Origin of the sequence: Desertibaculum subflavum, assembly GCA_003576705.1 — a bacterium.
Classification (GTDB): domain Bacteria; phylum Pseudomonadota; class Alphaproteobacteria; order Ferrovibrionales; family Ferrovibrionaceae; genus Desertibaculum; species Desertibaculum subflavum.
Window position 1 is genome coordinate 82,500 of record QOZS01000013.1, and the last position, 20,401, is coordinate 102,900.

General features: G+C 68.1%; 16 protein-coding genes. 9 read left to right on the forward strand and 7 right to left on the reverse strand.

Annotation, left to right across the window (positions count from 1 at the left end; translation table 11 throughout):
* Positions 1 to 41: 41 nt before the first annotated feature.
* Positions 42 to 695: an alpha/beta hydrolase gene (locus DT074_RS09050; protein ID WP_119419511.1), complete on the forward strand. Its 654-nt coding sequence runs from the start codon at positions 42 to 44 to the stop codon at positions 693 to 695.
* A gap of 4 nt (positions 696 to 699) precedes the next feature.
* Here DT074_RS09050 and DT074_RS09055 read toward each other — a convergent pair whose 3' ends face one another.
* Together DT074_RS09055 and DT074_RS09060 are read right to left on the reverse strand one after the other, a co-directional pair.
* A complete protein-coding gene (locus DT074_RS09055; RefSeq protein WP_438503675.1) occupies positions 700 to 1,770 on the reverse strand; it encodes an anhydro-N-acetylmuramic acid kinase in 1,071 nt (356 codons plus the stop codon).
* 38 nt (positions 1,771 to 1,808) lie between these two features.
* Positions 1,809 to 3,770 carry an AsmA family protein gene (locus tag DT074_RS09060; RefSeq protein ID WP_162914746.1) on the reverse strand — a complete coding sequence of 654 codons (1,962 nt, stop codon included), beginning with the start codon at positions 3,768 to 3,770 and terminating at the stop codon, positions 1,809 to 1,811.
* Positions 3,771 to 3,883: 113 nt separating this feature from the next.
* Here DT074_RS09060 and DT074_RS09065 point away from each other — a divergent pair, with 113 nt between their 5' ends.
* From DT074_RS09065 to DT074_RS09090, 6 genes are all read left to right on the forward strand, one after another.
* The gene (locus tag DT074_RS09065) at positions 3,884 to 4,768 is read left to right on the forward strand and encodes a LysR family transcriptional regulator (protein WP_119419542.1); all 885 of its coding nucleotides are present in this window, start codon (positions 3,884 to 3,886) and stop codon (positions 4,766 to 4,768) included.
* Positions 4,769 to 4,862: 94 nt separating this feature from the next.
* Entirely contained in the window at positions 4,863 to 5,942 is a 1,080-nt protein-coding gene (locus tag DT074_RS09070; protein ID WP_119419513.1) for an NAD(P)H-dependent flavin oxidoreductase, read from the forward strand.
* Positions 5,943 to 6,018: 76 nt separating this feature from the next.
* Positions 6,019 to 7,041 carry a S1C family serine protease gene (locus DT074_RS09075; protein WP_162914747.1) on the forward strand — a complete coding sequence of 341 codons (1,023 nt, stop codon included), beginning with the start codon at positions 6,019 to 6,021 and terminating at the stop codon, positions 7,039 to 7,041.
* Positions 7,042 to 7,140: 99 nt separating this feature from the next.
* The gene (locus tag DT074_RS09080) at positions 7,141 to 8,025 is read left to right on the forward strand and encodes an alpha/beta fold hydrolase (RefSeq protein WP_119419515.1); all 885 of its coding nucleotides are present in this window, start codon (positions 7,141 to 7,143) and stop codon (positions 8,023 to 8,025) included.
* A gap of 72 nt (positions 8,026 to 8,097) precedes the next feature.
* Positions 8,098 to 9,264, forward strand: coding sequence for a serine hydrolase domain-containing protein (locus tag DT074_RS09085; RefSeq protein WP_119419516.1), 1,167 nt, complete (start codon positions 8,098 to 8,100; stop codon positions 9,262 to 9,264).
* Positions 9,265 to 9,311: 47 nt separating this feature from the next.
* Entirely contained in the window at positions 9,312 to 10,316 is a 1,005-nt protein-coding gene (locus DT074_RS09090) for a TauD/TfdA family dioxygenase (RefSeq protein WP_119419517.1), read from the forward strand.
* 38 nt (positions 10,317 to 10,354) lie between these two features.
* Here DT074_RS09090 and DT074_RS09095 read toward each other — a convergent pair whose 3' ends face one another.
* Positions 10,355 to 11,374 carry a methionine synthase gene (locus DT074_RS09095; protein WP_119419518.1) on the reverse strand — a complete coding sequence of 340 codons (1,020 nt, stop codon included), beginning with the start codon at positions 11,372 to 11,374 and terminating at the stop codon, positions 10,355 to 10,357.
* 222 nt (positions 11,375 to 11,596) lie between these two features.
* On the opposite strand from DT074_RS09095, the gene DT074_RS09100 reads away from it, so the two are divergent.
* Positions 11,597 to 13,057, forward strand: coding sequence for a PAS domain-containing sensor histidine kinase (locus DT074_RS09100; RefSeq protein WP_119419519.1), 1,461 nt, complete (start codon positions 11,597 to 11,599; stop codon positions 13,055 to 13,057).
* Positions 13,058 to 13,066: 9 nt separating this feature from the next.
* Here the strand turns inward: DT074_RS09100 and DT074_RS09105 are convergent, their stop codons facing one another.
* The 4 genes from DT074_RS09105 to DT074_RS09120 all read right to left on the reverse strand — a co-directional run bounded on the left by DT074_RS09105 (position 13,067) and on the right by DT074_RS09120 (position 17,730).
* On the reverse strand, positions 13,067 to 14,302 hold the full coding sequence (locus DT074_RS09105; RefSeq protein ID WP_119419520.1) for a metal-dependent hydrolase family protein: 1,236 nt from the start codon (positions 14,300 to 14,302) through the stop codon (positions 13,067 to 13,069).
* 35 nt (positions 14,303 to 14,337) lie between these two features.
* Complete coding sequence (gene galT / locus DT074_RS09110; protein WP_119419521.1) at positions 14,338 to 15,384, reverse strand: galactose-1-phosphate uridylyltransferase; 1,047 nt, start codon at positions 15,382 to 15,384, stop codon at positions 14,338 to 14,340.
* Between the two features lie 30 nt (positions 15,385 to 15,414).
* Positions 15,415 to 16,656 carry a glycosyltransferase gene (locus tag DT074_RS09115; RefSeq protein WP_119419543.1) on the reverse strand — a complete coding sequence of 414 codons (1,242 nt, stop codon included), beginning with the start codon at positions 16,654 to 16,656 and terminating at the stop codon, positions 15,415 to 15,417.
* Between the two features lie 69 nt (positions 16,657 to 16,725).
* Positions 16,726 to 17,730 carry a 2-hydroxyacid dehydrogenase gene (locus tag DT074_RS09120; RefSeq protein ID WP_119419522.1) on the reverse strand — a complete coding sequence of 335 codons (1,005 nt, stop codon included), beginning with the start codon at positions 17,728 to 17,730 and terminating at the stop codon, positions 16,726 to 16,728.
* Positions 17,731 to 17,997: 267 nt separating this feature from the next.
* On the opposite strand from DT074_RS09120, the gene ppsA reads away from it, so the two are divergent.
* A complete protein-coding gene (ppsA, locus tag DT074_RS09125) occupies positions 17,998 to 20,397 on the forward strand; it encodes a phosphoenolpyruvate synthase (protein WP_119419523.1) in 2,400 nt (799 codons plus the stop codon).
* Positions 20,398 to 20,401: the final 4 nt, after the last annotated feature.

Genomic DNA, 20,401 nt, shown 5'->3' on the forward strand with positions numbered 1-20,401 from the left:
GTGGAGACATCCCGCCGCGCCCTGAAGGTACGAAATCGAACATGCCCGATGTGATCTTTACCGGCCCCGAGGGTCGCCTCGAAGGACGCTACCAGCACGGCAACAGCGAAACCCGGCAGAATGCGCCGCTGGCGCTGATCCTGCATCCGCACCCGCTGTATGGCGGGACGATGAACAACAAGGTCGTCTATACGCTGTACCAGACCTTCGCCAAAAACGGCTTCTCGGTGCTGCGCTTCAACTTCCGTGGCGTCGGCCGCAGCCAGGGCGGCTATGACCAGGGCCAGGGCGAGCTGTCGGACGCTGCCTCGGCGCTGGACTGGCTGCAGGCCTACAACCCGAACGCCTCGCAATGCTGGGTCGCCGGCTTCTCGTTCGGGGCCTGGATCGGCATGCAGCTGTTGATGCGCCGGCCGGAGATCGCCGGCTTCATCTCGGTCGCGCCGCCGGCCGGCAAGTTCGATTTCGGCTTCCTCGCGCCCTGCCCCTCGTCCGGCCTGATCGTGCACGGCACGGCCGACGACCTGGTGCCGGAGCCCGAGGTGGCGAAGCTCGCCCAACGGCTCGCCAATCAGAAGGACATCACGGTCGAGTACCGGACCATCCCCGGCACCGGCCATTTCTTCGAGAACAAGCTCGAAGAGCTCGGCGGCATGGTCGACAAGTACCTCAAGAAGTCGCTGAAGCCGAAGTGACGGCCTAAGCGGCTGGATGCATCCGGCCGCCGGTCATCGGCGCCGGCACGCCAGTCGTGCCCGGAAAGCTGATCGGCAGGCCCAGGCGGTGACGCACGGCCATGAAGGCGAAGGCCTCCGCCTCCAGCGCGTCGCCGCGCCAGCCCACCGCCTCCACCGGATCGACGGCGACGGCCAGGGCGGATCGCAACGCTTCCATCAAGGCGACGTTGTGCCGGCCGCCGCCGGTGACCAGCCAGCGGCGCGGCGGCGCCGGCAGGTGCGGCCGCGAAGCGGCCACGGTCGCGGCGACGATCGCCGCCAGGGTGGCCGCGCCATCCGCCGCCGATAGCCCATCCGCCATCCGCCAGGTGAAGTCGTCGCGGTCGAGCGATTTCGGCGGCGGCGCGGCGAAATAGGGCTTCGCCAGCACGGCCTGCACGCGCGCCGCGTCGATGCGGCCCGCTTGCGCCAGCGCGCCGCCGTCGTCGCGGGCGGCACCGGTCTGCCGGCGCACCCAGTCGTCGATCGGCGCGTTGGCGGGACCGGTGTCGAAGGCGAGCAATGCGTCTCCTTCACCGATCCAGGTGACATTGCCGACGCCGCCGAGATTGAGCACCGCCACCGGCTTCGGCAGGTCGGCCGCCAGCGCGGCGTGGTAGACCGGGGCCAGCGGCGCGCCCTGCCCGCCGGCTGCGACATCGGCCGAGCGGAAGTCGTTCACCACCGGCAGGCGGAGCCGCGCGGCCAACCGCGCGCCGTCGCCGATCTGCCAGGTCCGGCGCTGCTCCGGCCGATGCAGGATGGTCTGGCCGTGAAAGCCGATCAGGTCGATCGAGGCGCGGTCGATCCGGTGCTCGGCCAGCAGACGCTCCACCGCCTCCGCATGGCGCTCGGTCAGCTCGCGCTCCACGGCGGCGACCGGGCCTGTCCCGCCGAGCGTGCCGCGCAGCCGGTCGCGGAATGCGTCGTCATAGGGCAGCGTCGTCCACGGACCGAATTCCGCGACGCGATACCCGTCCGTCGCGATCAGCGCCGCGTCGACGCCATCCATCGACGTGCCGCTCATCAGACCGATTGCACGCAACTCCGCCACGCCGGACTCCCCGCATCGCCGGGAGATTGTCTAGCGCATCACTGCGCCGGCGTCGCGTTGAGAAGCGCGCCGCAATTGGTGTCCTCCCCGGTGCCCGGATCGATGAAGGCCAGCACCGAGGCGAGCGGCGTGAGGATCGCGCCGAGCGCCACCGCGGCCGCGCCGCGGGCGACCGCGGCACCGGGCTTGATGCCCGGCTTTGGGCTCTTGAACGTGCCCTTGAGCTCGATCGGCGTGCGCACCGAGAGTGGCGACCAGTCCTTCGGATCGGCCATCAGCTCGAGGTCCAGGGTCTCGTTGCGCAAGCTGATGGCGCCCCTGCCGGTCAGCACAGTATCCGTCGTGTCGAGCACGATGGCGCGGGCGTCCATCACGCCCTTCTGCACGGCGAAACTGGTGACCATGCAGCGGACCTGTACGGTCTTCTCCTTCCTGCCAAGGAAGGCGAGCGTCTCAGCGATGTCGAGCCCGGCCGCCTCCATCGCCAACTGGCTGATGGCGCCGCCACCCATTGCCAGCCCGACCGTACCATTCGAGGTCGCGAGAGATTCACGGACCGTATCGCCCGCGCCTTCGAGCTTGATGCGCGCGCGCACCCTGCCGGATGCCACGTCCTTGAGACCAAGCCGCGCCATCAGCTGGTCCAGGCTCATATCCGACATCTTCACGTCGTAGGACGTGCGCACCGGCCGGGATCGGGCATCGATGACCACCGCCGCATTCGCCGTACCGCCCGAGAAGCCGAACCTGAAAGGCGCGAGCTTCAGCACGCTCTGCTTGAGGTCCACCGTCAGATCGACCGGCGAGATCGGAACCGGGATGTTCTTCACGGCCTGGGCACGAAATCGTACGTCGGCGTCGAACTTGGCGAGCCGCTCGATATCGAGCGGCGCATTGGGCAGGACGCGCGGGCTCGCCTTGAGCCGGGCAGCCGCCCGGCGCTGTTCCTCGGTCGCCGGCTGGCCTTCGGCCAGGCCCGGCGGCAGGCCGAGGATGGGACCGAGGTCATAGAAGTCGAGCGAACGCGAAGCAAGGTCGGCGGTGAGATGCTGGCGCGCGCGCGTTGCGTCGACCTTGACCCAGCCGGCGATGTCGCTGCTGCCGATCGTGCCGGTTGCATCGGCAAAGCTCCACACCTCGCCTTCCTTGCGCAGGCGCCCCTTGATCGCATAGGGCGGCGTCTCCGGCGCGGTCATGCCGAGCGCTGCGAACAGCTGGCGGACGCTACCGCCCTTCAGCGAAAGCTCGACGTCGACGCCGCGGGCGCGCAGCGGCTCCGTCATCGTGCCCTTGCCTTCGAGATGCGTATCTCCGAGATCGGCGGTCACGGTGACTGGATACGGCTCGTCATTGTCGCGCAGGGCGAGGATCGAACCGCCGACGATCGCGAAGGTGAACGGCCGGTCGTCGACCGTGCCGGTGCCCTTGATCTCCAGGTGCGGCTGGTCGGCCTTGGCTTCGCCCTCGACCGATGCCGCCTCGGCCTCGATGCCGAAGCCGCTCGCCGCGTCGCGATAGACGACCCGACTCTGCTTGATGTCGATCCGCTCGATCACCGGCAGATCGCCACGCTCTTCGGGAGCCACGGCATCGGCGGCCGGATTGGCCTGCCAGTTCTGCCGCCCGTCGGCGGCGCGCTCGAGCTCGATATCCGCCCCGGTCAACTCGATGCGCGGCAATCGCAGGCGGCCACGCAGCAGATCCAGCGGCGCGAGTTCGACGACGAGCCGCTCGATCTGCGCCATTTCCGGCCGGTGCGCCCATTCCGGATTGCCGAGACGCAGGCCCGAGACACGTAAGGTGACGATCCGGCCGAGATCGATGTCCAGGTCGCCGTCGATCGCCACGGCGTAACCCAGGCGATCGCCGAGCTGCGTGGAAAGCGGATCCTTCAGCCAGGCCCAGCCGAAAATCATCGGCACGGCGAACAGCGCCCCGACCAGAAGCGAAGGCAACGCCACCACGCCGGCGAGCGCCCAGGCCCACCATTTGCGCCGCAAGATCGGCCTCCTGATTTCAGCGGAATTGGCATCCCAACGTCGCGCGACGGCCATTGGTTGCCCCGACCGGCCGGCGGCGTAGTTTGGTGGCGGCCAAGGTGGAGCGAACGGACATGGACGCCAGCGATCTCAGGCTGTTCGAAGCGGTGGCACGGACCGGCGGCATCGGCCGCGCGGCGGCGGCGCTCAACACCGTGCAGTCGAACGTCACGCAGCGTCTGCGCGAGCTGGAGGCCGAGCTCGGCCAGACGCTGTTCCACCGCCACAGCCGCGGCGTCACCTTGACGCCCGCCGGCCAGCGCCTGCTGCCCTACGCCCGGCGCGTGCAGGAGCTGATCGACGAAGCCATGCGCGCCGCGCGCGACGACGGCATGCCGGCCGGGCCGCTCGCGATCGGCTCGCTCGAGACCACGGCCGCGCTCCGCCTGCCGCCGGTCCTGGTCGCCTATGCCGGTGCGCATCCGGCCGTCGACCTTGCGCTGCGCACCGGCACCACCGCCGAGTTGATCGCGCAGGTGCTCGACCGCCGGCTGGAGGCCGCCTTCGTGTGCGGCCCTGTCCGCCATCCCGAACTGATCGAGCGCCTCGCTTTCCGCGAGGAGCTGGTGCTTGCGGCCCCGGCGGCGCTGGCCACGCTCGACGGTCTCGCCGCTCTGGGCGAGCGCCGGTTACTGGTGCTGCGCGCCGGCTGCTCCTACCGGCAGCGGCTGGAAGACATTCTGGCGCGCCGCGGCATCGTGGGGACCAAGCTGCTGGAATTCGGCACCGTCGACGCGATCCTGGGCTGCGTCGCCGCCGGCATCGGCTTGACCCTGCTGCCGCGCGGCATCGTCGAGCCGGCCCGCCGGCGCGGCGGCATCGCCCTGCATGCCCTGCCGCCCGGCGAGGCGATGGTGGAGACGGTTTTCATCCGGCGCAGCGACGGCTTCGTCTCCAGCGCGCTCGCGGCATTCCAGGACGGGCTGCCTGTGGCCGATCTCGCCGCCGCCGCCGACTGATCACCAGAACAGATTGCTTGAATCACAAAGAACCATTTTTCGCGATGTGCCGGCCTCTCTAGCGTCCGGTCTCCCGTCTTCCCCGGAGTCCGCCATGCCCTTCGTCACCGCGCTGACCGAACGCCTCGGCCTGACGCACCCGATCATCCAGGCGCCGCTGGCCGGCGGAGCCGACAGTCCGGACCTGATCGCCGCGGTGGGCGAGGCCGGCGCGCTCGGCTGCCTCGGCGCCACCTACCTGACGCCGGCCCAGATCCGGGCGACGACAGCCGCGATCCGCGACCGGACCCGGCGCCCGTTTGGCATCAACCTGTTCGCCCCGGCGGCCCAGCCGGTGCCGCCGAACGACATGCGCGCCGCCGTCGCGCGGGTCGCGCCCTATTATGCCGAGCTTGGCCTGGCTCCGCCGCCGGCGCCGACCGCGACGGCCAATCCCTTCCCGGAGCTGTTCGCCGCGGCCCTGGAAAGCGGCGCGCGTGTCTTCAGCTTCACCTCCGGCCTGCTCCCCGACGATGCCATTGCGGCGGCGAAGGCACGCGGCATGTTCCTGATCGGCACCGCCACCACGCCGGAGGAGGCCAAGGCGCTGGAGCGCAGCGGCGTCGACGCCGTCGTCACCCAGGGCGCCGAGGCCGGCGGCCACCGGGCCACTTTCTCCGGCGCGCCGGAGACCGGCCTGATCGGCACCCTGGCGCTGGTGCCGCAGGTGGTGGACGCAGTGACGATTCCCGTGATCGCTTCCGGCGGCATCATGGACGGCCGCGGCCTCGCCGCCGCGCTGGCGCTCGGCGCCAGCGGCGTGCAGATGGGCACCGCCTTCCTCGCCAGCGCCGAAAGCGGCGCGCCTTCCGCCTACAAGCAGGCGATCTACGGCGCCCGCGCCGGCGATGTGCGCCTGACCCGCGCCTTCTCCGGCCGGCCGGCCCGCTGCATCGCCAACCGCTTCACCACCGAGATGGAAGCCGCCGAGTCCGGCGCCATCCTACCTTTCCCCTGGCAGAACAACCTGACCAAGGCGCTGCGCGCCGAGGCGGCGAAACAGAACCGGGCCGAGTTCCTGTCGCTGATGGCCGGCCAGGGCGCCGCGCTCGCCCGCGGCGAGGGCGCCGCAGCCTTGATCGAAAGGCTCGACACCGAAGCCACCCTTGCCCTGAATCGACCGTTGCGAAGGTAGAGCTTTATTTAGGAATTGCTCTTTTTTAGTATCCCCGCAAGGCGAAACTGCGGGGGCTCCGATGCAGTGGGGATGGATGAAGGCGCTGGCCGTGGTCGGGCTGGCTGGCTGTACGGCATCGGCGGACGTAATCGGCAGCGTCGGCTCTTCGGGAACGCTGTACCGGGGCCGGGCGGTCGGCTACCAGGACGGCACCGGGTCGATTGACATGACCAGCGCAGACGGAGCCCGTTGCACCGGGCAATTCCGATACCAGGGGATCTCAGGCGGCACCGCCCGCATCTCCTGCAACGACGGAAAGTTTGGCATCGTTCAGTTCACGTCCCTCGGAATGGCGTCCGGCTACGGCTATGGCACGGCGAATGACGGTAGCCCGATCAGCTTCACCTATGGCCTCTCGGAAGAGGAAAGTAAGAGGTACCTGCCAACGACAAAGGCCGCGTCGGCAGCGACTCCAAAGAAGAAGGCTAGCGGCAGCGGCTCGGGCTTCTTCGTCAGTCAGTCTGGACACATCCTCACCAACGATCACGTCATTGGAGATTGCGCGCAGCGGGTTGTGCGCCTGCCGGACGGAGCCGTGGTCCGCGCTGCTCTTGTTGCCGCCGATCCGCGCAACGATCTCGCGGTGGTAAAGGTCGACCGCGCGGCGCCGGCGGTCGCTGCTTTTGCCGATGCCCCGACCTATCGGCCGGGCGATTCGGTCACTGTGTTTGGCTTCCCGCTGGCGCCCGACCTCGCATCGACCGGCGTCGTGACCACTGGGACCGTCAGCGCGCTGGCCGGACTGGACAACGATACCGCCAACTTGCAAATCAGCGCGCCAATTCAGCCCGGAAACAGTGGCGGTCCGATGTCCGATGCCAGTGGCGCCGTGATCGGCGTGGTCGTCGCCACGTTGGATTCCAGGCAGGCACTTAAGCGGATCGGTCACGTGCCGCAGAACGTCAACTTCGCGATAAAAGACGTCGTGGCAAAGGACTTCCTCAGGTCGCACAACGTGCCCTTCCTCGAGCGCAAGCGCGGCCCGGACCTGTCGACCGGTGATATCGGCGAGGCGATGCGGAACTACACCGTGCTAATGGCGTGCATCAACGACTGAGCGCCCGGCGCATGGCTTGCATGCGCCGTCGCGCTTGAACCGGCGGGCCGGGTTCTCTTTGATGCCGGTCCCTGCCCTGCCCGCGTTGCCCGATCCCAAATGCGTCGCTTCACCTTGCGGTCTGCCGTCGGCGAGACCACCGGCATCGCCTTCGGCACCGAAGGCTCGCCCGATCTGGTCTTCCTGCATGCCACCGGCTTCAACGCGCTGACCTATCGTTCCTTGCTGGCGCCGCTCGGACAGGATTTCCGCGTCGTCGCGCTGGACCTGCGCGGCCATGGCCTGTCGCCGCTGCCGGCCGATCCCGACGCCATGGACACCTGGCGCATCTATCCGCGCGACTTCCTGCGCATGCTGCCGGCGCTGATGCAGGGCGGTGCGCCGCCCGTCCTGGCCGGCCATTCCATGGGCGGGGCCACGGTGCTGACCGCGACCGCGGCGAAGCCCGGCATCGCCGAGCGGCTGGTGCTGCTGGATCCGGTGCTCGCCACCCTCGACGCGGTGCGCCGCGCCCAGCGCATCCCCGGCCTGGCGCAGCGCATCCCGCGGCTGCCGATCGCGCAAGGGGCGGCGCGGCGACGCGCGGAATTCGCGTCCAAGCAGGAAGCCGCCGGCGCCTATCGCGGCCGCGCCATCTTCGCCAGTTGGGCCGATCCCTTCGTCGACGATTATGTCGAGGACGGTTTCGTGCCCGACCCGCATAACGGCGTGACCCTGGCTTGCGCCCCCCAATGGGAAGCGGCGACCTTCGCCGGGCTGCGCCACTATGCGGCGCCGCTGCTGGCCCGCGTCAAATGCCCGGTCACCATCCTGAAGGCGGCGAGCGAGGCGGCGGTGCGCGTCGACGACGCGCTGCTCCGCCGTTTCAAGCCCGATGTGGCAATCGAGACCGTACCGGACTCCTCCCACTTCCTGCCGATGGAGCAGCCCGACCTGGTGCGCATGCGCCTCCGCGCCGCCCTGGAGACGCGCGCCGGCCGCTAGTTCCGCTTGCCAAGCCCGGCCGTTCGGCGCCCAATATCGCGGTCGCAGAAAAGCACCATAAGGGAGGCGGAAATGGGTCTCGAGACGCATATCGATCCGCTGTTGCGGCAGGCCGTCGACCAGGGCGCGGTGCCCGGCGTCGTCGCCATGGCGACCGACCGCGACGACATCATCTATGCCGGCGCCTTCGGCGAGCGCATCAAGGGCTCCGGCACCGCGATGACCGCCGACACGGTGGTCTGGATCGCTTCCATGACCAAGGCCATTACCGGCCTTGCCGCCATGCAGCTGGTCGAGCGCGGCCTGCTCGACCTGAACGGCCCGGCGAGCCGCGTGCTGCCAGAGCTCGGCAAGGTGCAGGTGCTGCAGGGCTTCGACACCGCGGGCGAGCCGGTGCTGCGGGCGCCGACCCGGCAGATCACGCTCCGCCACCTGCTGACCCACACGGCCGGCTTCGGCTACGAGATCTGGAACGACGAGATCGGGCGCTATCAGGAGAAGACCGGCATCCCCGGCATCACCACCTGCGAGAACGCGGCACTCAAGACGCCGCTGCTGTTCGAGCCGGGCGAGCGCTGGAACTACGGCATCAATATCGACTTCGCCGGCAAGATGGTGGAGGCGGTGAGTGGCCAGACGCTCGGCCAGTATCTGAAGCAGAACGTGTTCGATCCGCTCGGCATGGCCGATACAGCGTTCAGGATCCGGCCCGATATGCGCGAGCGGCTGGCCAAGATCCACGAGCGCAAGGACGACGGCAGCTTGGCGCCGGTCGATATCGAGATCCCGCAGGAGCCGGAATTCGAGATGGGCGGCGGCGGGCTCTACGGCACCGTCGGCGACTATCTGAAATTCGTGCGGATGATGCTGAACCAGGGCCGCGTCGGCGCCCGCCAGATCCTGAAGCCGGAAACCGTGGCGGCGATGTCGAGGAACCAGATGGGCGATTGCCGTGTCACCCTGCTGAAGACGGAGAAGCCCGGCCTTTCCAACGATGCCGAGTTCTTCCCCGGCATGGAGAAGACCTGGGGCCTGAGCTTCATGATCAACACGCAACCGGCGCCGACCGGACGTTCGGCCGGCAGCCTGGCCTGGGCCGGCCTCGCCAATACCTATTACTGGATCGACCAGGCGAAAGGCGTCGGCGGCGTCTATGCGACGCAGATCCTGCCCTTCGCCGACGTCAAGTCGCTGCCGCTCTTTCTCGACTTCGAAACCGCCGTGTATCGCAATCTATGACCAGGCGTGAACCGCTGACCGGCCCGAGCGTCTGGACGGGGCCGGAAATGAAAGCCTCGCGCCGCTGGATCCGCGACCTGGATCCGGCGGCGCTCACGACCCTCGACGCGGCGCTGGCCCGCGTGCGCCATTTGCCCTGGGCGGAGGTGACGCGGGCCAACTTTCCCCTGCCCGGCCTGGAAGCGCTGTTCGACGATATCCGGGACGAGCTCGAAGACGGCTGCGGCATGGTCAAGCTGCGCGGCGTGCCGGTCGACCGCTATGGCGAAGACGACCTGCGCCGGCTCTATTTCGGCCTCGGCGTCCATGTCGGCATGCCGGTGTTCCAGAACCGGCGCGGCGAGCTGATGCGCGCCATCCGCGACGAAGGCGCCGAGGTCGGCCGCCGCTACGGCCAGATCGAGACCAAGAGCGGCGAAACGCCGTTCCTCTCCTCCTATGCGCGCACGCTGACCAACGGGCGGCTCCGCTTCCACACCGATCGCACCGACGTGGTGGCGCTGCTCTGCGTGCGCCAGGCGGCGGCGGGCGGCATCAGCAAGATCTGCTCGACGCCGGCGATCCACAATGCGCTGCTGCGGCACCGGCCGGATCTTCTGGACACGCTGTTCCAGGATTTCTGGCGCAGCCGGCACGGCGAGGAGACCGACGATCCGGCGGTGGTCTATCCGCTGCCGATCTTCGGCGTCGAGGCGGCCAAGTTCACCAGCCACTACTCGCTCACCTATATCGAGGCGGCGGAGATGGCGCCGGGCGTGCCGAAGCTCTCGGCCGCGCAGCGCGAGGCGATCGACCGGCTGATGGCGCTCGCCGAGGAGCTCTGCTTCGAGATGACGCTCGATCCCGGCGACATCCAGTTCCTCAACAGCCACGTCACCTATCACGGCCGCACGCCGTTCACCGACGACGCCACGAGCGGCCGCAACCGGCTGCTGCTGCGCCTATGGCTCACCATGCCGAACAACCGCCCGCTGCCGGCCGGGCACGAAGTGCTGTGGCGCGCGATCGCCGCCGGCGCCCCGCGCGGCGGCATCGGCCAGGTGCCGGCCTAAAGCCCGCCCTCGCGCTGCTGCAGCGTGGGAGAGGGCTTTCAGCCGTAGCGCTTGCGCGCAATTGCGGTGCCGGCGCCGAGGGCTTCGAGCTTGGCCAGCGCGATCTCACGCTGCATCGGCGCCAAGCCGCAATTGCTGCAGGGGTAGAGCCGCTCCTTCGGCACATATTTCAGCGCCTCGCCGATCGTGCCGGCCACCTCTTCCGGCGTCTCGACGATCTCCGTCGCGACATCGATCACGCCGACCAGCACGTCCTTGCCCTGCAATAGACCCATCAGCCGCGGCGGCACGTGGCTGTGGATGCATTCGAGCGAGACCTGGTCGATGCGGCTCCTGGCCAGCACCGGGAAGGTCTGCTCGTACTGCGTCCACTCCGACCCGAGCGTGCGCTTCCAGTCGAGATTGGCCTTGATGCCGTAGCCGTAGCAGATGTGCACGGCGGTCTTGCATTTGAGGCCGGCGCTCGCGCGCTCCAGCGCCTCGATGCCCCAGCTGCGCACCTCGTCCATGTAGACGTTGAAGGCCGGCTCGTCGAACTGGATCACGTCGACGCCGTCGGCTTCGAGGCCGCGCGCCTCCTGGTTCAACAGGTCGGCGAAGGCCATCGCCATCTTCACCTTGTCGCCATAGTGACGGTCGGCGATCGTGTCGACGATGGTCATCGGCCCGGGCAGGGTGAATTTCAGCTTCTTCTTCGTATGCGCCCGGGCGAAGCGCGCCTCGGTCTGGTGCGCGCGGGATTTCAACGTCAGCGGCGCGATCACCTGGGGCACCTGCGCGTCGTAGCGGTTGTTGCGGATGCCCATCGTCACCTTGTGCTCGAAATCGATGCCGGCGACGAATTCCAGGAAGCCGTGCACGAAATGCTGGCGCGACTGCTCGCCGTCGGTGACGATGTCGAGCCCGGCATCCTCCTGCGCCTTGAGCCAGAGCAAGGTGGCGTCCCGCTTCGCCGCGGCAAGCTCCTCCCCCGCCGCCTTCCAGGCCGGCCACAGCTTGTCGGTCTCGGCGAGCCAGAACGGCTTCGGCAGGCTGCCGGCGATCGAGCATTCGAACATGAGTGAACCCTCCCTGGTCGTGACTGCATTCTCGGGCCGCGAGCCCGCCTTTGCCAATCACGGTGGCGGCCCGACGGCGATCGGAAGGCATATTTCCTCGGCCGCCGCGTTCGGTGTTAAGAATCTCAACTACCGGTTTTCCCGGCTGTGGCGGGAAATCGCCGAGAGCGGATCAATCGGGCGCCGCGCTGCGATCGCTGCGGGGCGAGGGGGTCAGCGGAGATGACGATTCGACGCGCGCTGGTCGGGGCCATCTTCGTCCTGCTGCTGCTGCCCATTGTGGCTCTGCTGGCGCTGATCGATCGCCAGGCCGAGGACGCCATGGGCGAAGCTGCCGTGATCGCCGGCGGAACGCTGCTGATCGGGCTCGCAGGCGCCGCCGCCATCGCCCAATGGCTGGCACAGCCGCTCGATCGCCTGGCGGCCAACGCCGTCCTGCTCGGCGAAGGCAAGTTCCGCCAGCTCGCCCCGCCCTCGAGCCGCATCGCCGAGGCCCGCGCCACCGAGGAGGCCTTCGCCCGCATGGCCAAGGCGATCCGCGAGCGCGACGAGGACAATCGCGACATGCTGTTCCAACTGCGCCGATTCAGCGAGGGCGTGGGCCAGAGCCCGCTCGCCATCTTCTTCACCGAGCCGGACGGCCGCATCTCCTATGCCAACGAGGCGCTGACCCGCCTGACCGGTTTCGATCTGATCGACGTGATGAACGAGCCGCCGGTGATGTTCTGGAAGGCCGACGACGCGGCGGCCCAGTTCGCCGCCATCCAGGGCTCGATTTCCAGCGGCATGGTCTGGCGCCGCGAGATCGCCAGCATCACCAAGTCGGGCCGTGGGTTCGATGCCGTCATGACGGTGGCGCCGATCCGCACCGCCTCCGGCAAGGTGGCCGGCTGCGCCGGCATCCTGGAGGACATCACCGAGCGCAAGCGCAACCAGGAATCGCTGCGCAAGTCGATGGAGGAGGCGAACCGCCTGGCCCGGGCCCGCTCGATGATGCTGGCCAATATGAGCCACGAGCTGCGCACGCCGCTCAACGCCATCATCGGCTTCTCGGGCGTGGTCGAGGGGGAGCTGTTCGGCCCGCTCGGCGATGCGCGCTACCGCACCTATCTGCGCGATATCCGCCAGGCGGGTGAGCATCTCCTGGCGCTGGTCGGCGACATCCTGGACGCGGCGACGCTCGAAGCCGGCGAGATCGAGCTGCGCGACGAAACCGTCGACCTGAAGGAACTGGTGCAGGCAGCTTTGCGCATGATCGAAGGCGCCGCCCAGCCGCGCGGCCTCACCGTCACCGCCCATCTCGACCCGGCCGTGATCGTGCGCGCCGACCCGGTGCGGCTCCGGCAGGTGCTGCTCAACATCCTGTCGAATGCGGTGAAGTACACGCCGCCCGGGGGGTTGGTGGAGATCTCGCTCGCCGCCGGCGCGGCCGGGGCCGAGATCCGCGTGCGCGACAGCGGCATCGGCATCGCGCCGGAGCGGCTCGACTGGGTGCAGCAGCCTTTCGCCCGCGAGACGGTGGATGCCTTCGTCGCCAAGCGGCCCGGCGTCGGCCTCGGCCTGCCGATCGGCAAGGCGCTGATGGAACTGCACGGCGGCATGCTCGAACTGACCAGCGCACCGCAGCGCGGCACCGAGGTGACGCTCCGCCTGCCGCCGGAGCGGCTGGTGCAGGGTGCCTGATGCGGCTCGCTAGAAAGCCGCGCGGGCCTCGATGCGGGCGAGGCTGCCGGCGAGCACCGGCGCGCCGGTGGCGGGCCGGCCAGACTTGAACACGCCGCGGTGGTTGGCGCGGCGGGCCGCCATCTTGATGTCGGCGACCGGATCGCCCTCGACCAGCAGGAAATCGGCCGCCTGGCCCTCGCGCAACGCCCCGAGTTCCGGCAGATCGCAGAGATCGGCCGCGGCCGAGGTGCCGGCCTTCAGCGCGTCGAGCGGCTTCATGCCGTTATCGACCATGTATTCGAGCTCCAGCGCGTTCTCGCCATGCAGGTTGAACGGCGTGCCGGCATCGGTGCCGAGCGCGATCCTGCCGCCCGCCTTGTAGAAGGTCTGGAACGAGCGCTTGTGGACCTCGAACACGCGCTCGGACTTCTCCACCGCCCAGGGGGGGATGCCCTTGTCCTTGTTGCCGATGATGTTCAGCACCGCGGCGAGCGTCGGCACCAGGAACGTGCCGCGCTCCAGCATCGCCTTCAGGCATTCCTCATCGAGGAAGATACCGTGCTCGATCGACGACACGCCGCCCAGCACCGCGTTGAGGATGCCCTCCGCGCCCTGCGCGTGGCTGGCGCTGCGCTTGTGGAAACGCCGCGCCTCCTTCAGGCCGGCCGCCATCTCCTCTCGGGTGTAGTGCGCGTCCTCGGGATTGACGCCAGGCGTCATCACGCCGCCGGTCGCCATGATCTTGATCACGTCGGCGCCGGCATGGATCTGCTCGCGCACCGCCTTGACCACCTCGTCGACTCCGTCGGCGATGCGTCCCGTCCGGTTGCCGTGCCCGCCGGTCATGCAGATGATCCGGCCCGAGGCGCGGATCGCCGGGCCCGTGAATTCGCCGCGCTTGATCGCGTCGCGCACCGAGAGCTCGATATAGTTCCTGCCGCCGCAATCGCGCACCGCCACCGTGCCGCCCTTGAGCGTGACCTGCGCCCGCTCGAGCGTCTTCAGCGCGAGCTGGGCGTCGGAAAGCTTCAGCTGCGCGGTGCCGGGATCGCCCTCACCGCCGAGGCAGAGATGCACGTGGCAGTCGATCAGGCCGGGCATCAGGGTGCCGCCCGTCGTGTCCACCCGCTCGCCCGCGAAGCCGGCGAACTCGCCCTTCGGCGCCACCTTCTTCACCTTGCCCCCTTCGACCAGCACGGCCGTACCGGCCGGGCGCATCGCCTCGCCGTCGAATACCTTGCCGCCTTCAAATAACGTCTGCATGGCCCGTCCAAAGCTCCCCTCAAGGAAAGGCCGGACTATAGCCGGATCGGGCCCGGCGCGCTGCCATCCTCGGCGCGAATCGTCGGCGCCGGGCCGACCGTGCGGAGGCGCTCGGCATCATCCTCCGGCAGGGATGGGTTGATCGGCATGCCGGACGCCCGCTCAAAGCCGCCCGGCACGGTGAGGACGGGAACGATGCGCAAGCGCCAGTGCTGATCCGGGAGCAGGTTTTGCCCCGGCAGGACCGAGTCCAGCACGAGCTGGAAAGGCAAGGTTCCATGCGCGAGCTTCAACCGGATGAGCAGATCCCGGAGCAGAGGTCCGATCTCGCGCATCTCTGCATCGCTCGCTCCGGCGAACGACGCGTGATGCCGCCTTGGAGTCACCCACATTTCGCAAGGAGAAGAGGCGGCGAAAGGCACGGTGGCGACGAAATGCTCCGTCTCCCGGATCAGCCGTGTGCGGCTCCCACGTTCAATCTCCATCTCATCGCAGAGAACGCAACGGCCGTGGTCCCTATGCCAGGCCTCTGCCCAGGCCAGGCGGGCGCGTATCTCGGGCGGCGTAACCGCCAGCGCCAGCAACTGGGCATGCGGATGCACCAGCGAGGCGCCGCTGGAGGCGCCCTGGTTCCGAAACAGGACGATGCATTCGATGCGCGGGCGCGCAAGCTCGGCGAAACGGCGCTTGTAGGCGGCCGTGACGATGCCGATCTCATGATCCGACATGCCGGACAGTTCGACATCGTGCCGGGCGCTCTCGATCACCACCTCATGATAGCCGTAACCGGGCAGCGTCCTGCCGTCATGGCGCGCCGGCAGCGGCGCCGCGTCGGGTCGCAGCGCGGGAAACTTGTTCGGAACGACGCGTAGTTGCCAGCCCGGCGCCGTTTCGCATGGCACCTCGTCGATGATTCCCGGAAGCCGCGCCTCGGCGCCCGGGCAGAAGGGGCATTCGGGATCGAAAGACTTCCGATTGGGCCTGGTGCCGCCACGTTCCGCGCCTTGTCGCGGCCGAAGCCTGCGCTCGGGCGCGACGATGACCCAGGCTCCCGACGTCCTGTCCTGACGCAGCTCGCTCATTGGATGCTCGCGTACTGCATGGTCGGCCGGCTAACGCTCCGTCGCTCCCCTCAGCCGGAAATTCGGCTCGAATGACCCGATCAGGTCCAGCCAATCCTCCATCAGGCGCGACATCAGGAATCGCTGCCGGACCGACTCTCGCGCCGCCTGCCCCATCCTGTTGCGCAATGCCCGATCGGCGACGAGCTGCACTATCCTCTCCGCGGCCTGTTCCACGTTTTCGACCAGATACCCGCTGACGCCGTCCTCGATCTGGTGCCGAATGCCGCCGACCCGGCCCCCGATCACGGGCGTGCCTTTCCACATCGCCTCCGCAACGGTCAGGCCGAACCCTTCCCGGATCGACTTCTGCAGCACCACGGCGGCCCGGCGCTGCAGCGCGTTCACCAGGGCGGAGTCCTGCACGGAGAGGATCCGTATCCGCTCCTCCGCGCAATTGTGCAGCGCCTCGAAGACTTCCTGGCCTTCCGGATCGTCCGTCGCGACGTTGCCGACCAGCACCAGCGTGCAGTCGACCTGCTTGCGCGCTCGCCGGTAGGCTTCGATCACCCCCTCCGGATCTTTCCAGCGGTCGAATCGGGAAACCTGCACGACGAGCGGCCAGTCGGTCGGAATCCCGTAATGCGCCAGACGCTCGTCGATCTCCTCTTCCGAGAGTTCCTTGTTCGTGGTGGAGAAGGGATTGATCGCCGGCATGATGAAGCGCTGCGGCGTGGAGAGCCTCTGCGCATATTCCGGAAGCGACACCACGACGGCGTCGTAGCGCTCTACCTTGGGTGCCAGATAGTCCCACAACTCCGCGTTCGGCGCCGAAAGATCGACATGGCATCGCCAGATCCACGGCGACTTCTTGCGGAAATGCTGGATGATCGGCAGTGGCTGCGGGTCATGCACGATCACGACGTCATGATCGAGGTGCATCCTGACCGCGTTCTCGTACACGACCTCCTCATAGACCTGCTTCTTCTGCTCCGTCAGGTTGATGGCGGCCCCCTGCAGGGCGTTGTGCATCTTCTTGGTGACGCTGAAGAAGTCGGGACGGCCTTCGATCACGCGCCAGCCGGTCTTGATGCCGGAAGCGTTCATCAGCAGCGTGAGCGAGGAAAGAAGCTCGGCCACGCCGCCGCCATAATAGGTGGAGTTGACGTTGACCACGTGAAGATCGCGCATCCGGCCGGCCTTGCCGAGTAGGCGCGCGACATGCTCGGCGCCGATCAAAGGCTCGTAATCCTCGATCGATCTCAGCTTGTAAGGCGGTGCGGCATCGATCATGTCCATGTTCCATTCTCCCACAGCCGGTGCGGCCCTTGCACGCGGCGATCCCGCGCACAAGCGCTTCGCTCAGGCGAGCTTCTCGACCGAAACCTCGTGCAGGGCGCGGCCGCTGCGCTCGAACTCGGTGATGTTCGCAAGCGTCGCCTCGGCGATCGCGTGCATTGCCTCCGCGGTGAAGAACGCCTGATGTCCGGTAATGACCACGTTCGGGAATGACAGCAGACGGGCGAACACGTCGTCCTGGATCACCTTGTCGGAAAGGTTTTCGAAGAAGAGATCCGCCTCTTCCTCATAGACATCGAGGCCGAGGCTGCCGATACGGCCGGATTTCAGGCCCTTGATCACCGCGCGGGTATCGACGACGGCGCCGCGACTGGTATTGATCAGCATCGCGCCCTGGCGCATCTGCGCGATCGCCGCGGCGTCGATCAGGTGGCGGGTCTTCGGCGTCAAGGGGCAGTGCAACGAGACGATATCGGCGTCCCGCAGAAGCTTGGCCATCGGAACGTAGGAGACGCCGAGTGCGACGCAACCCGGATCGGGCTTCGGATCGAAGGCCAGGAGATGACAGCCGAATCCGGCCATGATGCGCGCGAAGGCGGCGCCGATCTTGCCGGTGCCCACAATGCCGACCGTGCGGCTGTGCAGGTCGAAGCCGAGCAGTCCGTCGAGCGCGAAATTGCCCTCGCGGACGCGTGCATAGGCACGGTGGATCTTCCGGTTGAGCGTCAGAATCAGCGCGACCGTATGCTCGGCCACGGCATGCGGCGAGTATTCCGGCACGCGCGCGACGCAAATCCCGAGATCGCGGGCCACCACCAGATCGACATTGTTGAATCCGGCACAGCGTAGCGCCACCAGCCGCGTTCCTTGGGCCGCCAGCACGCGCAGCACGCCCGCGCCAAGGTCGTCGTTGACGAAGCCACAGACGGCCTCTGACCCGCCGGCCGCGGCGGCTGTTTCCGGCGTCAGCCGGGAATCGAGAAAAATCAGGCGGTGTCGGCCCGGCGGATTCGCTCTCGAAAGGAATTGAGTGTCGTAGGGTTTGGTGCTGAAAACCGTCACCTTCATCGCAGATCCTCGCTGAAATCGGGCGCCGACGGCGCCGATCCAAGTCGCTGCCCCCGCAATGATCTCGTCGGGGCGCGACCGCCGGCACCCTGGCCGTCCTCGGATCGCTGCGGCTGATCTGTGTCAACCAGAACGGGCCATGCGCCAGCTATCTTGTCAGCAGACAAGCGGCACCGGAACGGCTCGATTCCGAGAAACCGCCCGGCGCCTTCGACGATTGTTCCGCGGCGCGGCCACCGAGCGCGCAATTGTCCCTGAGGAGGCAGCATGGCCGAAAGCCCAAGCCACGTAATCTGGTTCAACGATCTGGAGCGAACCGATGTTGCCCGCGTGGGCGGCAAGAACGCATCGCTCGGCGAGATGGTGCGCCATCTGGGCAAGGGCGGGGTCGTGGTGCCGCCGGGCTTCGCCACCACCGCCGAGGCCTATTGGCGCTTCATCGCCGCCAATCGATTGAAAGAGGTCATTGCCGCCGCGCTGGACGATCTCGCGCAAGGCAGGGCACCGCTCCCCGAGGTAGGACAGACCATCCGCCGCGCCTTCCTGCGCGCCGAATGGCCGGATGACATGGCGCAGGCCATCCGGGATTCGTATGCGGAACTCTGCCGGCGCATCGGCCGCGCCGAGGCGGATGTCGCGGTACGCTCCAGCGCGACGGCCGAGGACCTGCCCGATGCGAGCTTCGCCGGTCAGCAGGAAACCTTCCTCAACATCCGCGGCGAGACGGCACTCCTCGATTCTTGCCGGCGCTGCTTCGCCTCGCTCTTCACCGACCGCGCGATCACCTACCGGCAGAACAAGGGGTTCGACCACCTCAAGGTCGCGCTCTCGGTCGGCGTGCAGGCGATGGTGCGCTCCGATCTCGGCGGCGCGGGCGTGATGTTCAGCATCGACACCGAGACCGGCTTCGACAAGGTCGCGATCATCGACGCCGCCTGGGGGCTCGGCGAGAACGTGGTGCAGGGCGCCGTCGATCCCGACGAATACCAGGTGTTCAAGCCTCTGCTTGGCCAGCCCGGCCTGAAGCCGATCATCGAGAAGCGGCTCGGCGGCAAGGCGCAGAAGATGATCTATGCGACCGGGGGCGAGCGGCCGACCCGGAACGTGCCGACCTCAAAGGCGGAGCGCGCCGCCTACGTGCTGTCGGACGACGAGATCCTGACGCTCGGCCGCTGGGCTTGCGTGATCGAGGCGCACTATGGCTGCCCGATGGACATCGAATGGGCCAAGGACGGCGCGACCGGCCAGCTCTTCATCGTCCAGGCCCGGCCGGAGACGGTGCAGTCCCGCCGCCAGGCCGGCGAGTACCGCACTTACCGCATCCTCTCCAAGGGCCGCCGGCTCGCCACCGGCCTCAGCATCGGCGAGGCCGTGGTGACCGGGCGGGTCTGCCTGATCGAAAGCCCGCGCGATATCGATCGCTTCGTCGACGGCGCCATTCTGGTGACGCAGAACACCGATCCCGACTGGGTGCCGATCATGAAACGCGCCGCGGCCATCGTGACCGACCGGGGCGGGCGCACCTCGCATGCCGCGATCGTCAGCCGCGAGCTCGGCCTGCCCGCCATCGTCGGCTGCGGCGACGCCACCCGGCTCCTGCACGAGGAGCAGGAGGTGACCGTTTCCTGCGCCGAAGGCGACCAGGGCTTCATTTATGAAGGCATCGCGCAATTCGAGACGGAGGTGCTCGACCTCTCCGACGTGCCGCCCACGCGGACGCAGATCATGCTCAACCTCGGCAATCCGGCCGCCGCCTTCCGCTGGTGGCGGATCGCCGCCGACGGCGTCGGCCTGGCGCGCATGGAGTTCGTGGTCGGCAACCACATCAAGGTGCACCCGATGGCGCTGGTGCATTTCGACACGCTGCAGGACGCCGAGGCCAAGCGGCAGATCACCGAACTGACCGCAGGCTTTGCGGACAAGACGGATTATTTCGTCGACCGCCTCGCCCGCGGCCTCGCCCGCATTGCAGCGGCGCAGCACCCGAAGCCGGTCATCATCCGGATGAGCGATTTCAAGACCAACGAATATGCCAACCTGATCGGCGGCGCCGCCTTCGAGCCGAAGGAGGAGAACCCTATGATCGGGTTCCGCGGCGCCTCGCGCTACTACTCGCCGCGCTACCGGGATGGCTTCGCGCTCGAGTGCCGCGCCATCCGCCGCCTGCGCGACGAGATGGGATTCGGCAATGTCGTGGTGATGATCCCGTTCTGCCGCTCCACCGCCGAGGCGGATCGCGTGCTCGAGGTGATGGCGGCAAACGGCCTGAAGCGCGGCGAGAGCGGGCTGCAGATCTACGTGATGTGCGAGATCCCCTCCAACGTCATCCTGGCCAAGGCCTTTGCCGAGCGCTTCGACGGCTTCTCGATCGGCAGCAACGACCTGACGCAGCTGACCCTCGGCGTCGACCGCGATTCCGAGGCGCTCGCCGAGCTGTTCGACGAACAGGACGCGGCGGTGAAGTGGATGATCGAGAGCGTGATCCGCGCGGCGAACAAGGCCGGCGCCAAGATCGGCCTGTGCGGCCAGGCGCCGAGCGACCACCCGGAATTCGCCGAGTTCCTGGTCGAATGCGGCATCGATTCGATCTCGGTGAGCCCGGACAGCTTCCTCGCGGTGAAACGCAAGGTTGCCGAGGCGGAAGCGCGGCTGCGCGCGAAGGGCTGACCGC